The sequence below is a fragment of the Rhodococcus sp. APC 3903 genome, assembly GCF_030407755.1.
Classification (GTDB): Bacteria; Actinomycetota; Actinomycetes; order Mycobacteriales; family Mycobacteriaceae; genus Rhodococcus_F; species Rhodococcus_F erythropolis.
This window is the reverse complement of record NZ_JASDCV010000005.1, coordinates 46,867-60,336: the sequence shown is the minus strand read 5'-3', so window position 1 is coordinate 60,336 and position 13,470 is coordinate 46,867. Positions and strand designations below refer to the sequence as shown.

13 protein-coding genes are annotated in these 13,470 nt (G+C 63.5%); 2 read left to right on the top strand and 11 right to left on the bottom strand.

Annotation, left to right across the window (positions count from 1 at the left end):
* Positions 1 to 77: 77 nt before the first annotated feature.
* The 4 genes from QMA15_RS08775 to QMA15_RS08760 are packed head-to-tail and all read right to left on the bottom strand — an operon-like array spanning position 78 to position 3,635.
* Positions 78 to 824, bottom strand: a complete 747-nt coding sequence (locus tag QMA15_RS08775; RefSeq protein WP_290283988.1) for a cobalt-precorrin-6A reductase — start codon at positions 822 to 824, stop codon at positions 78 to 80.
* A 23-nt stretch (positions 825 to 847) separates the two neighbouring features.
* A complete protein-coding gene (cobM, locus tag QMA15_RS08770) occupies positions 848 to 1,597 on the bottom strand; it encodes a precorrin-4 C(11)-methyltransferase (RefSeq protein WP_003944967.1) in 750 nt (249 codons plus the stop codon).
* A complete protein-coding gene (cbiE, locus tag QMA15_RS08765; RefSeq protein ID WP_279163880.1) occupies positions 1,594 to 2,877 on the bottom strand; it encodes a precorrin-6y C5,15-methyltransferase (decarboxylating) subunit CbiE in 1,284 nt (427 codons plus the stop codon). Before cbiE ends, cobM begins: the two co-directional genes overlap by 4 nt.
* Positions 2,874 to 3,635 carry an SDR family NAD(P)-dependent oxidoreductase gene (locus QMA15_RS08760; protein ID WP_021344316.1) on the bottom strand — a complete coding sequence of 254 codons (762 nt, stop codon included), beginning with the start codon at positions 3,633 to 3,635 and terminating at the stop codon, positions 2,874 to 2,876. The genes cbiE and QMA15_RS08760 overlap by 4 nt, the downstream gene beginning before the upstream one ends.
* 30 nt (positions 3,636 to 3,665) lie before the next feature.
* Here QMA15_RS08760 and QMA15_RS08755 point away from each other — a divergent pair, with 30 nt between their 5' ends.
* Positions 3,666 to 4,091 (top strand): PPOX class F420-dependent oxidoreductase, encoded by a 426-nt coding sequence (locus QMA15_RS08755; protein WP_019748505.1) that lies wholly within the window; start codon positions 3,666 to 3,668, stop codon positions 4,089 to 4,091.
* Here QMA15_RS08755 and QMA15_RS08750 read toward each other — a convergent pair whose 3' ends face one another.
* Positions 4,092 to 5,228 carry a Xaa-Pro peptidase family protein gene (locus QMA15_RS08750; RefSeq protein WP_021344317.1) on the bottom strand — a complete coding sequence of 379 codons (1,137 nt, stop codon included), beginning with the start codon at positions 5,226 to 5,228 and terminating at the stop codon, positions 4,092 to 4,094. It lies immediately after the preceding gene.
* 37 nt (positions 5,229 to 5,265) lie between these two features.
* On the opposite strand from QMA15_RS08750, the gene QMA15_RS08745 reads away from it, so the two are divergent.
* A complete protein-coding gene (locus QMA15_RS08745) occupies positions 5,266 to 6,231 on the top strand; it encodes a 5'-3' exonuclease (protein ID WP_029255395.1) in 966 nt (321 codons plus the stop codon).
* Between the two features lie 4 nt (positions 6,232 to 6,235).
* On the opposite strand, the gene QMA15_RS08740 is transcribed toward QMA15_RS08745, so the two are convergent.
* The 6 genes from QMA15_RS08740 to QMA15_RS08715 form a co-directional block, all read right to left on the bottom strand.
* The gene (locus QMA15_RS08740) at positions 6,236 to 7,069 is read right to left on the bottom strand and encodes a DUF4333 domain-containing protein (protein WP_020907805.1); all 834 of its coding nucleotides are present in this window, start codon (positions 7,067 to 7,069) and stop codon (positions 6,236 to 6,238) included.
* A 52-nt stretch (positions 7,070 to 7,121) separates the two neighbouring features.
* The gene (locus tag QMA15_RS08735; RefSeq protein WP_290283983.1) at positions 7,122 to 9,833 is read right to left on the bottom strand and encodes an RNA helicase; all 2,712 of its coding nucleotides are present in this window, start codon (positions 9,831 to 9,833) and stop codon (positions 7,122 to 7,124) included.
* Between the two features lie 48 nt (positions 9,834 to 9,881).
* Complete coding sequence (gene tatC / locus QMA15_RS08730) at positions 9,882 to 10,910, bottom strand: twin-arginine translocase subunit TatC (protein WP_019748510.1); 1,029 nt, start codon at positions 10,908 to 10,910, stop codon at positions 9,882 to 9,884.
* 73 nt (positions 10,911 to 10,983) lie between these two features.
* Positions 10,984 to 11,259, bottom strand: coding sequence for a Sec-independent protein translocase subunit TatA (gene tatA / locus QMA15_RS08725; RefSeq protein WP_003944836.1), 276 nt, complete (start codon positions 11,257 to 11,259; stop codon positions 10,984 to 10,986).
* A 134-nt stretch (positions 11,260 to 11,393) separates the two neighbouring features.
* On the bottom strand, positions 11,394 to 12,371 hold the full coding sequence (locus QMA15_RS08720; RefSeq protein WP_021344321.1) for a YafY family protein: 978 nt from the start codon (positions 12,369 to 12,371) through the stop codon (positions 11,394 to 11,396).
* Positions 12,371 to 13,384: a YafY family protein gene (locus QMA15_RS08715; RefSeq protein ID WP_031333394.1), complete on the bottom strand. Its 1,014-nt coding sequence runs from the start codon at positions 13,382 to 13,384 to the stop codon at positions 12,371 to 12,373. The genes QMA15_RS08720 and QMA15_RS08715 overlap by 1 nt, the downstream gene beginning before the upstream one ends.
* Positions 13,385 to 13,470 lie beyond the last annotated feature (86 nt).

Genomic DNA, 13,470 nt, shown 5'->3' with positions numbered 1-13,470 from the left:
GGCGTCGAAAGATCCCAACATCCCTCCAGTATGGTCACGGAACCTTAGACGAACCTGAAGCGAACGCGATGTCGGCCTCACAGCGCCGTTCCACTACCGAAAGCCGTGAGCCAGTCCACCGCCCCGGCTTCGGTGTCGAATGCCGGAGCGGTCGCCGGGATCGGTGGTCGTTCGACGACGATCACCGGGATCGACAATTTCCTGGCGGCGGCGATCTTTGCGTACGTCTGCTCGCCGCCGCTGTTCTTGGTGATCACGACGTCGATGCCGTGAGTTCTCATCAGATCGACTTCCGCTTCGACGTCGAATGGGCCACGTGCGAGCAGCAATTGCGAGTGAGGTGGCAATGTCCCTGAAGGCGGATCGATGGAACGCACGAGAAACGAGACGTCCTTCACACGGTCGAACGCCGAAACTCCTTGCCTCCCGATCGTCAGAAAAGCGCGTGAGCCGACCGTCGGCACCAATTCTGCGGCGTGATCGAGATTGCGTACGGGAAGCCAGGTGTCGCCGGGTTGCTCGCGCCACGGGGGGCGTCGGTACATGGCGTACGGAACGGAATTCGCGAGGCACGCGTCGAATGCATTTTTGGTGATGCGAGCGGCAAACGGATGTGTGGCGTCCAGCACTGCACGAATATCGTTGTTCGACAACCACTCCGAGAGGCCTTCGGCTCCCCCGAACCCACCGATGCGTACTTCCCCCTCCGGCCATCGAGGATCACGAACCCGGCCGGCCAGCGATGTGACAACTTCGAGGTCGGCTGAACCGGCCAACCGAGAAGCGATCACTCGACCTTCACCCGTGCCGCCGAGCAGGAGCACGCGATGACGAGTACCCGTCGGGGTCAGTGTGTGCTTCTCTCACGCGCCGCCGAGTAGAGATAGCTGTCCGGGAATCCTTCAGCAGTCAACACTCGGCCGACGATCACAACGGCCGTCTTCGTGATGCCGGCTGCATGAACAAGTTCGACGATCGTCTTCAAAGTGCCTCGAACAACGATCTCCTCGGGCCGCGAGGCGAAGGCGACGACCGCCACCGGGCAGTCCTCGCCGTAATTGTCGGCCAACTCGGATGCGATCTGTTCGATGCGATGAGCGCCGAGGTGAATCACCATCGTTGCGCCGCTGCGGCCCAGGGACCGCAGATCCTCGCCCTCCGGCATTGCCGTCGACAAGGTGGAGACTCGGGTGAGAACAATGGTCTGCGAGACGCCTGGGACGGTCAACTCACGCCCCAGTGCAGCTGCTGCCGCGGTAAATGCAGGAACACCGGGAATCATGTCGAAATCGACACCCGCGGCGTCCAGGCGACGAGCCTGCTCGGCCACCGCGCTGAAGATCGACGGATCACCGGAGTGCAGACGCGCGACGTCCAGCCCGGCGGAATCCGCTTCGACAAGGATTGCGGTGATCTCGTCCAGGCTCAGGCGAGCAGTGTCCACGACCTGCGCCCCGACCGGGCACCACTCGAGCAACTCCGCCGGGACAAGGCTGCCGGCGTACAAGCACACAGGGCTCGCAGCGATGATGCGTTGCGCGCGGACAGTGATCAGATCTGCCGCACCGGGACCCGCACCGATGAAATGAACGGTCATTGTGTGGATTCCTCCGGCGTATCTGTGTCTGCGCCTGCAGACGGCTGACTTTTTGTGACGGACCATTGGACCACCGGAAGTTGCGGTCGCCAAACGTTGAACGCGCCCAAAGGCTCGGCGCGCTGCACCTGAAAGCGTCGCAGCGTCCCACCCTGGCGACTCATCCAGCCGAGCAGCAACGATTCGGACTCGGCAGTCACGGCGTTGGCAACCAGACGCCCGCCCACGCTCAACTGCTCCCAGCACGCTTCGAGCATTCCCGGTTGCGTGACGCCGCCGCCGACGAACACCGCATCGGGACGCCGAACCTCTTCCGCAAACGCCTCGGGCGCGGTCCCTTTCACTGCCAACGCAGGCACGCCGAGATTGAGTGCATTGGCACCGATCTGCGATACCCGGCTCGCCACCTTCTCGAATGCTGTTGCAGTGCAACGCGGGTGGGTTCTCATCCACTCGATGGCGACGGTGCCCGACCCTCCGCCGACGTCCCAGAGGTGTTCTCCCGGCGCCGGTGCGAGTGCACACAACGTCAATGCGCGGATCTCCTGCTTGGTCATCTGACCGTCGCCGACAAACGCAGCATCCGGTAGACCCGGGATTCGAGTCAGCCGCAACGGATGATCGACCGAGATGCACTCGACGGCCAGAACGTTCAACGCGTCCACGTCCTCGTCCGCGTGATCCCACTCGTCTGCCACCGTGACGGTCCGCGATTCCTCGGCCCCGCCCAGCTGGGCCAGTACAGTCAGAGTCGATCGTCCGAAGCCCGCGCCCGACAACAGACGAGCCACCTCCCCCGGTGTCGAGCGCCCGTTACTCAGAACCAACAGGCGCGCGCCATCGACCACTGCCGCCAAGACGGTCGCCGAGTCTCGGTTCACCAGGCTCACGACGTCGATCTCGGCCGATGCCCATCCCATTCGCGCGCTCGCCAACGCCACCGACGACGGGTGCGAGATCACTCGCACGTTGTCCGCGCCGAGCAGCCGGACCAACGTGACGCCGAGGCCGTGGAACATCGGGTCACCACTGGCGAGCACACATACTTTGCGGTCCGCGTTCTCGGCGAACATCGACGGCAACGCCGGAATCATCGGAGACGGCCAGGTGAGCCTGGTGGGCGCACGCCGTGCCCCGAGATGCGCCGCCGGGACCAAGTCCAGCTGGCGCGGCGACCCCATCAGGACCTCCGCACCGAGGATTGCACCCTGCGCGCTCTCGGACAGCCCTTCCCAGCCGTCGGCGCCGATGCCGACGATCACCACCGGGTGTGCGGTCATCGCGGCATCCGGCGCCAGATCGTCTGAGGCAGAAGCCGCATGACGAAGAACACCGGCTGCAGAATTCGCGGAACCCACACCCGCGTCGCCCCGGAGTTCAGTCCCCGTACGACGGCGTCGGCGACCTGCGACGGAGTGCTCGACATCGGGGCAGGCGACATCCCCTCCGTCATCTTCCCGATGACGAACCCTGGCCGTACCAACATCAACTGCACGCCCGAACCGTGCAGCGCGTCGCCCAGACCGCTGGCAAAACCTTCCAAGCCGGCCTTTGCGCTCCCGTAGACGTAGTTGGCGCGGCGAACCCGAACGCCGGCGACGGACGAGAACACCACGATCTTTCCGGTTCCCTGTCGGCGCATGATCTCCGCGAGGTGCGTGAGGATGCTGATCTGCGCCACGTAGTCGGTGTGCACCACCGCGACCGCATGCGCCGCGTCGGTTTCGGCACGCGCCTGATCGCCGAGAATTCCGAAGGCCAGCACTGCAACCGAAATCCGACCGTGCTCGGCGACTACGGCGCCCAGGAGGTCTCCGTGCGTGTCGACGGCGTCGGCGTCGAACTCGACGGTGGAGACGCCGACCGCTCCGGCGTTCCTGAGCATCTGCTCCTGCTCCGACAGCTCGCCGCTGCGTCTGGCAGCCAGAACGATGTTGCGGCCCGGCGCGAGCCTGACCGCGATCTCGAGGCCGATCTCACTTCGTCCGCCGAGGAGCAGTACCGTCTCGATGTCATTCACGTTCGCACCCGCAGTCACCGCTCCAGTGTCCTGGATTACCGTCGTGGCATGACGCTCACCCCCTCCACCACGCCATCGGCACAGCAGACTCTCACCGAAGACGGGCTGAAGTTCGTCGGTGAATACCACCTCGCGACACTCACGACGTTGCGTCCGAACGGCACCCCACACGTCGTGGCCGTCGGGTTCACCTGGGACCAGGAAGCCGGAAAGGCGCGCGTGATCACCAGCGGTGGTTCACAGAAGGCGATCAACGCAGCGCGTGGCGGATACGCCGCAGTCAGTTCGGTCGACGGTGGTCGCTGGCTCACGCTCGAAGGGCCGGCACGCGTGCTCGCCGACGAGGACTCCGTGGCCGACGCCGTTCGGCGCTATGCCGAGCGGTACCGCCAGCCACGGGTCAACCCAGCGCGCGTGGTCATCGAAATCGACGTCACACGCATCCTCGGGTCCGCGGCGTTCAAGGAAAGCTGATCAGCCGAGGACAGTCAGGCCGTGCGGACGGTTGTTGAACGACTCGCAACCGTCGGCGGTCACGACGACGATGTCCTCGATACGGGCACCCCAACTGCCGCGGAAGTAGATTCCCGGTTCGATGCTGAAGGCCATACCTTCGACGAGTTCGATGGTGTTGCCCTCGACGATGTACGGCTCCTCGTGCACGGACAGCCCGATACCGTGACCGGTGCGGTGAACGAAGACCTCCGCAAGACCTTGTGCGGCAAGCACTTCGCGGGCGGCAACGTCGACGGATTCTGCGGATACTCCTGGCCGCACCGAATCGACGGCAGCCTGCTGTGCCGCTTCGAGTACCGCGAACTGCGCTGATACCTCGGCGGACGGCTGTCCCATGCTGTACGTGCGGGTGGAATCCGAGTTGTAGCCGGGCTCGACCGGTCCGCCGATGTCGATCACGACGACATCGCCGCTCTCGATCACCCGGTCCGAAACCTCGTGATGCGGATCGGCGCCGTGCGGGCCTGATCCGACGATCACAAACGCGGCCTCGGTGTGCCCCTCTTCGAGAATCGCCTCCGAAATTGCCTCGCCCACTTCGGCTTCCGTACGGCCGACGATCAAGAACTCGGCCATGCGGGCGTGAACACGGTCGATCGCCGCACCGGCCCGTCGCAACGCCTCGATCTCGGCGTCGTCCTTGACCATCCGCAATTCACGCAAGACGCCGGTAGCGAGGATCGGCAACGCGCCCAAGGTGTCTGCGAGCGGGATCAGGTGCAATGCAGGCATCGCATCCGTCACCGCAACCTTGGCGCCGGTCGGGAGTTGCGCCGCCACAATCGCATACGGGTCGACACCGTCGACCCAGTCGAGGACGGTCAGCCCGAGATCGCCCACCGCCGATTCCTTCAACGACGCCAACTCCAAGCGAGGAAGCACGACAGACGCCTTCGCCGTGTCCGCAGCGATGACCAACGCGGTCAAGCGCTCGAAGGAGTCGGCCCGAGAACCCGTCAGGTACCGCAGATCCGGGCCTGGAGTCACCACCAGACCGTCGAGTCCTGCTGATCGAGCCAACTCCGCGGCGCGAGCGATACGTGCGCCGTACACGGCGCTGGAGAATCGGGAATCCTGTTCGGCTGGAGACGTCATGGCTTACAGGTTAGTGCCGACTGGCAGGATGGTGACCATGAGTGGGCCATTGCTTCTCCTCGACGGTGCCAGCCTGTGGTTTCGTGCGTTCTACGCGCTGCCCGAGTCATTCGTCGACCCCGACGGAAGACCTGTCAATGCCGTGCGCGGTTTCACCGACATGGTGGCTTCCCTGATCACCAAACACCAGCCGAGTCGTCTCGCGGTGTGCCTGGACTTGGATTGGCGACCGCAGTTCCGCGTCGATGCAGTCCCGACGTACAAAGCGCATCGCGTCGAAGAAGGCTCTGACGGTTCGTCCGAAGAAGTTCCGGACACGTTGACGCCTCAGGTCGACATGATCATGGACGTGCTCGCAGCAGCAGGAATCGCGACGGCGGGTGCCGTCGGACTCGAAGCCGACGACGTGCTGGGAACGCTCGCCGCCACCGAGCGCGAAGATCTCACCGTCGTCGTCAGTGGTGACCGAGACCTTTTGCAGGTCGTCACCGACGAGTACGTGCCCGTTCGTGTCCTCTACGTGGGCCGTGGCTTGTCCAGGGCCGAACTCTTCGGACCGGTCGAGGTTGCCGAGAAGTACGGAGTACCCGGTGACCGTGCGGGCGAGGCATACGCCGAACTCGCGGTACTGCGCGGAGACGCCTCCGACGGTCTACCCGGCATCAAGGGTGTCGGTGAGAAGACTGCGTCGACGCTGATGCTGCGCTACGGCTCGTTGGCCGGACTTCGCGCGGCCGCAGCTGATCCGGAATCCGACATGGCCAAGGGAATTCGCGCAAAACTCACCTCACCAGAGGCCATCGCTTACCTTGATGCTGCGTTGCCGGTAGTACGAGTGGTTCGCGACGCGGACGTTCAGTTCTCGAAGGACGACCAACTCCCGGCGACCCCCGCCGATCCCGCACGCTTCGAGGAAGTGGCGGCCTCGCTGAACATCGAGCGCTCGGCCGGACGGCTTGCCGCCGCGCTCGCGGCTGCGGCGGCAGGCCGTTCCGACCAGTAGAGCGTCAGCTCGGGCGGCTGACCTCGTACGTGCCGTTGTCGTCGACAAACGTCACAGTCACGTTCGACTTCACACCCGCGATCGAAAGCGTGCAGGTGAACTTGTTGCCTGACTTGACTTCCTGGTCCGCGGGGCACTGAACGTTGCTCACGTTCTTTGCCCCGTAGGACTCGGTGACGATCTTCTCGACGCCGGCCTGAGCCGCGCTCTGATCGAGTGTGTTCTTGCCGAAGACACCGAACACCAGGGCCACCACGACAGCAGCAAGAACGACGAGAACACCGATCGCACCGAAGATCAAGGGCTTCTTCGACTTACCCGACTGGTTTCCGGGCGCACCGGGACTCGGGAACGGCTGAGCCTGGTTCCACTGATTCTGCTGTCCCGGCGCTTGGCCGGGAGCGGCGGCGCCCCATGCCTGCTGAGGTGCGGCAGCAGGCGGCTGACCCCAGGCCTGGGTTGCGTCAGGTGCCTGCTGTTGCCCCGGCTGACCCCACGGCTGAGCGGGAGGCTGCTGCTGAGGTTGTCCCCACGGCTGTTGCTGGCCGGGTTGTCCTTGTCCAGGTTGCTGCGGCTGACCGTACGCAGGCTGACCACCAGGCTGCCCGGGCTGGCCGTAGGCAGGTTGTCCCCACGGCTGTTGCTGGCCGGGTTGTTGACCGGGCTGCGGTGTTTGACCAGGCTGACCCCACGGCTGCTGCTGGCCGGGCTGCTGACCAGGCTGCTGCTGACCGCCCGGCTGCTGAGGATTCTGCCCCCACTGCTGCTCGTTCGGCTGCTGCTGATCACCAGGACCCCATTGCCGATTCGGATCGTTCGGTCCGTAAGGCCCGCTCATGTTCGCCTCCCACTCGAAATACCAGTCTGCGAATCAAACCACATAGTTGCGGTCATGCTGCGTCGACAGCAACTACCCCGCGACGAATTGCAGCTACCGCCCGCGCCGCAGTCTTCGCGACGTCGGCATCCGTCGATGTCAGGCGGACCTGATCGAGCAGATCGATCACCTGACGACACCAACGTACAAAGTCACCCGCAGACAACGCACGGCCCTGCACTCCGGCCGCGATCAGTGCGTCGACAAGCGAGTTCTCACTCGCCCAGTGATAAACGGCGGTGACGAATCCGAGATCCGGTTCCCGCGTCGGCGGCAGCTTGTGACGAATCTCGTCCGACCGCAGTTCGCTCCACAATCGTTGAGTGTCGTTGAGGGCGTGACGAAGCGCCGCTGTCGGCACCCGATCAACGGTGTCGCCGTCCCGACGTGATTCGTAGACCACCGAGGAGACGACGGCCGCCAACTCGGCCGGGCTGAGACCTGTCCACGCCCCGGTCCGCAGGCACTCGGCGACCAGCAGGTCGCTTTCGGAGTAGATGCGGCTGAGTCGTCGTCCGGATTCGGTGACTTCGGGCGCTGCTTCGGCAGTCATGTACTCACGCTCTTTGAGTAGCGCAATGATGCGGTCGAACGTCCGCGCCAACGAGTTGGTGGTGGCCGCTGCCTTTTCCCTCATCGACTGCGTTTCCCGGGCCAGTCGGTTGTAGCGCTCACCGATCCGGCTCAGATGTTCACGATCGGGCCAGCTGTGACACGGATGCGAACGAATGGCGCGTCGCAAAGTAGCGACCTCGGCGTCTTCGGACGCGCCCGCCTTGTGGCGCTTCTTCCGCCTGGGGGCACTGATCCCGGTACTACGCAACGCCGAGGCCAGATCGCGCCGGATCCTTGCGGTGTGGTGATCGACATGCTTGGGCAGGCGCATCTTTCCCAGAACGTCGGCTGCTTCCGGGAAATCACCCGAGGAGAGTCGGCCGGCCCACTGATCGGCAGTCAGAACCAGCGGACGCGGGTCCTTCGGATCGTTGTCCGGGACGAGGACCACTGCCACCCCGGAATGACGACCGATGGGAATTGCGATCACGTCACCGCGGGCGAGTGCACGGAGGGACTCCACCGCATCTCCGCGTCGGTCCTCGCGGCCCTTACGTTCGAGGGCGCGCTCGCGCGCACTGAGCCGCTCACGCAACGACGAGTATTCGAAGTATTCGCCGTCCGCACCGCCGAGTTTCTCCTGCAAACCCTTCAGCGCTTCTTCGTTCCGCTCGATGCCACGCACCAGGCCGACCACCGAGCGATCCGCTTGGAATTGTGCGAAGGAACGCTCGAGCAGCTTCCGTGAATCGGCCGCGCCCATGCGTTCGACGAGGTTGATCGACATGTTGTACGAGGGGCGGAACGAACTGCGGAGCGGGAACGTCCGGGTCGACGCCAAGCCGGCGACATCCGTGGGCTCGACCCCGGGCTGCCACAGGACCACAGCGTGCCCTTCGACGTCGATGCCGCGTCGGCCTGCCCGACCGGTCAGCTGCGTGTACTCCCCCGGTGTCAGTTCGGCATGCGATTCACCGTTGTACTTGACCAGACGTTCGAGGACCACCGTGCGTGCCGGCATGTTGATGCCGAGGGCCAGCGTCTCGGTCGCGAAGACCGCCCGCACGAGACCCTTGACGAACAGTTCCTCGACTGTCTGGCGAAATGCCGGCAACATGCCGGCATGGTGAGAGGCCAGTCCTCGTCGCAGTGCCTTGCACCAGTCCCGATATCCGAGAACTTCGAGATCTTCCTCGGGTAGTTCCCCGGTGTGTTTCTCGATGATGGTGTCGATCTCGCGAACCTGCTCCGGCGAAGTCAGATCCAGTCGGGACCGCAGGCACTGTGCAAGAGCCGCATCACAACCGGCGCGGCTGAAGATGAAGGTGATGGCCGGGAGCAGTCCGGACTGGTCCAGCTGAGCGATGACGTCAGGTCGTGGCAAGGGTCGGAAATCGTTGGAACTCTGGTAGCTGCCACGACGCCCGCGGCCACGCGGCTGCCAGCTCTCGACGCGTTCGAGAGCCTGACGCTGCTTGACGTGGCGAACCAGATCCTGATCGACGAGCACGGTCTTCGGCCCAGCCGCAGGATGACTGCGGCTGTCGAAGAGATCGAAGATCCGTCGACCGACCATGATGTGCTGCCACAGCGGGATCGGCCGCGTCTCGTCGACGACCACGGTGGTGTCGCCGCGGACGGTTTCCATCCAGGAGCCGAATTCTTCGGCATTGCTCACGGTCGCCGACAAACTCACCAGCCGAACATCCTCGGACAGGTGCAGGATCACTTCCTCCCACACCGCACCACGGAACCGGTCCGCCAGGTAGTGCACTTCGTCCATGACTACGTGCGAAAGCCCGCGCAGTGCCTCGGAATTTGCGTAGAGCATGTTCCGCAGGACTTCAGTGGTCATGACGACCACCGGTGCGTCGGAGTTGATACTCGAATCACCCGTCAGCAGGCCGACCTCGCTCGGGCCGTACCGCTCGACGAGTTCTGCGTACTTCTGATTACTCAACGCCTTGATCGGCGTCGTGTAGAAACACTTGCGGCCCGCCGCGAGAGCCAGGTGGACAGCGAACTCGCCGACCACGGTCTTGCCTGCGCCGGTCGGCGCGCAGACAAGGACTCCGTGGCCCGCTTCGAGCGCAACGCATGCCTTCACCTGGAATGGATCGAGTTCGAACTTCAGGCTGGACGCAAACGTGCTCAGTTCACTCTTGTTCATAACCACCTCGTCAGGGTTTCACACGCCGCCGACGTGGTGGCACGGCGCTCAGAGGGTGTCAGTGAAATCCTGACCGGGCGCGTTGTCGCCGCCGGTGTCGGATTTCTCCGCAACCGGAGCCTTGGACTTGGACTTACGTCCGAACAAACCACTCGATTCGGCCTTGGGTTTGGTCGGATTGTCGAAAGCCTCGTTCAGATCGGACGGAGACGAGATGGAGGACGCTTCCTCGTCGGACAGTGCGCCCCAGTCTTCACCGGCTCGCTTGGCCTTACGTTTGTCGTTGAGGCGAGCGATCTGAACAGCGACCTCGAAGAGAAGCGTCAGGGCCAGCGCGAGCGCCAGCATCGAGAACGGATCCGAACCCGGCGTGGCGACTGCAGCAAATACGAAAAGCCCGAAGATCAATCCTCGACGCCAGGCCTTCAAACGCTCGTACGTCAGAATGCCGGCAAAGTTCAGCACGACGACGAGCAGTGGAATTTCGAAGCTGACACCGAAGATGAGCAGCAGGTTGATGATGAAGCCGAAGTACTCCGAACCACTGAGCGCGGTGATCTGGACGTTGTCACCGATGGTCAGGAGGAAGTGCAAAGCCTTCGCCACGACGAGGTACGCCAGGATCGCGCCGAGAATGAAGAGTGCGGCACCGGCGGTGACGAATCCGACCGCGTATCGACGTTCTTTGGCGTAGAGCCCCGGGGTGATGAATGCCCACAATTGGTAAAGCCACACTGGGCAGGCAAGAACGATGCCGGCGGTGAGCGCCACTTTGAATCGCAGCATGAACTGCTCGAACGGCCCGGTCGCCAGCAATCGGCACGCGTCGTCGGTGCTGAGGTTGGCGCGACTCTCGGACGGAAGCTCGCAATACGGTCCACGAAGCAGATCGCCCAGACTCTCGAGACCGAGTATCGAGTGTGAGTACCAGAAGAAGCCGAACGCCGTGGTGATGATCACGCCGAGGAATGCGAACAACAAACGAGTCCGCAATTCGTACAGGTGGTCGACCAACGACATGGTGCCGTCTGGGTTGACCTTCCGCTTGCGGTTACGCGGATCTAACGGAATACGCACTGTGCATCCTGGTCTTGGTCAGCAGACAACCGGGGTGAACGAATATTTCACCCCGGCTAGAACGCAGTGTGTACTAGAGCGGCTTGACTTCGGTCGGCTGCGCAACAGGTGCTGCTGCACCGTTTGCGACCACCGCGGTGTTGGCCGTCGGCAACTGTGCCGGAGCAGGCTGTGCGACCGGCGCGCTTGCGGGCGCCGCATCGTCGTTCTGCATTTCCTTGACTTCGCTCTTGAAGATGCGGAGTGAACGACCCAGACCGCGTGCTGCATCGGGAAGCTTCTTCGACCCGAACAAAATTACGACGACAACAGCGACAATCAGCCAATGCATCGGCTGCATTGCACCCATAACGACCTCCCATGATCAGATTCCTCGATGCTACCGGACACAACCGGCGCTCGGAGGTGTCAAAGCACTTACTTCAGCTACCTTTTACCTGTTTGTTTCCTGCGAACCCACTGAACGCGGAGTTTCCCCAACTTTTACGAACCGATTACGTCGTAGGCGTCGAGTGCCGCAACGGCCCGATCATGGACTTCGGAGACCAGTTCCGGCGGATGAAGGACCCGAACTCCCTCACCGAATCCCAACACCAGCCTTGCCATCCATTCGAGTGTTCCGAAACTCATCGTCGCCTCGACCGACCCGTCGTCGTTCACGTGCTCGACGTCCATCGGGTAGTAGTCGAGCATCCACACCCACTCTTTGGTGATGAACAACCGTGCTTCCGGAAGGGAACCGTCGCCGCTGAACAACTCGAGATTCGAATCTTCCTCGAGGGCCTGCGGCGGCGGGTCGGCGGGCTCGTCGAGTTGGACGGCGGCATCGATCCGATCGAATCGGAACAACCGCACACCCTCGGCCTGACGGCACCAGGCCTGGAGGTAGCTGTAGTTGTCGACCAACACGATACGAACGGGATCGACGATGCGCTCGGAGACCGCGTCACGCGAGGCCGAATAATACGTCAATCGCAGGGCGGTCTTGTCTGCGAGCGCGGCTCTGACCGTCGCGGCGATCGGGTCTTCGGCGATGTCCGGCGCCGGCGATGTATCCCGGTCCTGACCGATAGCTCGTGCCGCGGCCGAGCCTGCTGCGTCCTCGATCTTCGCGATAGCGCGCTGGGCCGACGACGGATCGACCATGCCCGGCATTTCCACCAACGACCGAAGGGCGATCAGCAATGCCGTCGCTTCGGTAGAGGTGAGGCGCAGCGGGCGATCGATCCCGGCCGAGAACGTGACCTCGATACTTTCCTCGGAGAAGGACAGGTCGATGAGATCGCCGGGACCGTACCCGGGCAGTCCGCACACCCACAGCTGATTCAGATCGGTCATCAGTTGAGTCGTGCTGACGCCGAGTTCCTCGGCCGCCTCGGCGGGACTGATGCCCGGATTTGCGATGAAGTACGGCACGAGGTTGAGCAGCCGTGCCAACCGCGATGACAGTCGATTGCTCATCAGTTTTCCCCCTGTCCGTCATTGCTGGTGGCCGGGCTCGCCGCGGCGGCGCGAAGCTTCGCGACGACCTCAGCACGCAAATCCGGTGGGTCCAACACCAGTGCATCCAAACCGTGACCGGCGATCAACCGAGCGGTCCATTCCCAGGATCGGACGGGAATGGCCAGCACGCTGCCATCACGATCGGTCAGCCGCCGATCGGACGACGACGTCGCAAGCCGCCGAAGCTCATGTGCGCGGCCGTCTGCGACCCAGACCGTGGCGGTTCCGGTGACGACTCCCGATCCGGTCACGCGGTCGACGACCTCGCGAAGATCAACACCTTCGGGTTTGTGAACCGAACCGGCCGGGCCGAACTCCCTGACATCGTCACCGATCCGGGAGAGCCGGAAGGTCCTCACCGCATCACGGTCGACGTCGTGCCCGACCAGATACCACTTGCCGTTGTGCGTGACTACGCCCCACGGCTCGACGGTGCGCTCGGTGAACGGTTCGTTCAACGCGCCGCGGTGCTGAAAATGAACTGCTCGTCCGGCGTCGACGGCTGCAAGCAGCTTGCCGAGCGCGGGCTCCGAACCGCGGGTGCGCGCGGGAATCGCCGTGACCGGCGCGGCACTGACTTCTGAGTCGACCTGGACGCCGGCCGCTCGGAGTTTGAGTAGTGCACTCTGGGCTGCCGAAATCAGTTCCGGCGACTCCCACAACTGCACGGCGACGGCAACCGCAGCAGATTCCTCGCTGGTGAGGTCAACGTCCGGAAGCTCATAGGCATTGCGATTGATCCGATAACCCTCGACCGTCGAGAACCGTCCTGCCAGACCGGTTTCCAACGGGACACCCAGGTCACGAAGTTCGTTCTTGTCGCGTTCGAACATGCGACTGAACGCTTCGTAGTTCGCGGAATCGTTGTACCCGGCCACACTGTCGCGGATTTTCTCCGCCGTGAGGAACTGTCTGGTGGACAGCAATGCGATCACCAGGTTCATCAACCGCTCGATTTTTGATGTCGCCACGCCGAAATCCTAGTGGCTATCCGATAACCGAACGCGCGCCGGACACTTTCGTGCCCGGCGCGTCGCCGCAAAACAGACCTGCCGTG

Coding starts and splice junctions, on each gene's coding strand:
- cobM (WP_003944967.1), bottom strand. CDS start 1,597: ATGACCGTTCATTTCATCGGTGCGGGTCCCGGTGCGGCAGATCTGATC.
- cbiE (WP_279163880.1), bottom strand. CDS start 2,877: ATGACCGCACACCCGGTGGTGATCGTCGGCATCGGCGCCGACGGCTGG.
- QMA15_RS08755 (WP_019748505.1), top strand. CDS start 3,666: ATGACGCTCACCCCCTCCACCACGCCATCGGCACAGCAGACTCTCACC.
- QMA15_RS08750 (WP_021344317.1), bottom strand. CDS start 5,228: ATGACGTCTCCAGCCGAACAGGATTCCCGATTCTCCAGCGCCGTGTAC.
- QMA15_RS08745 (WP_029255395.1), top strand. CDS start 5,266: ATGAGTGGGCCATTGCTTCTCCTCGACGGTGCCAGCCTGTGGTTTCGT.
- QMA15_RS08740 (WP_020907805.1), bottom strand. CDS start 7,069: ATGAGCGGGCCTTACGGACCGAACGATCCGAATCGGCAATGGGGTCCT.
- QMA15_RS08735 (WP_290283983.1), bottom strand. CDS start 9,833: ATGAACAAGAGTGAACTGAGCACGTTTGCGTCCAGCCTGAAGTTCGAA.
- tatA (WP_003944836.1), bottom strand. CDS start 11,259: ATGGGTGCAATGCAGCCGATGCATTGGCTGATTGTCGCTGTTGTCGTC.
- QMA15_RS08720 (WP_021344321.1), bottom strand. CDS start 12,371: ATGAGCAATCGACTGTCATCGCGGTTGGCACGGCTGCTCAACCTCGTG.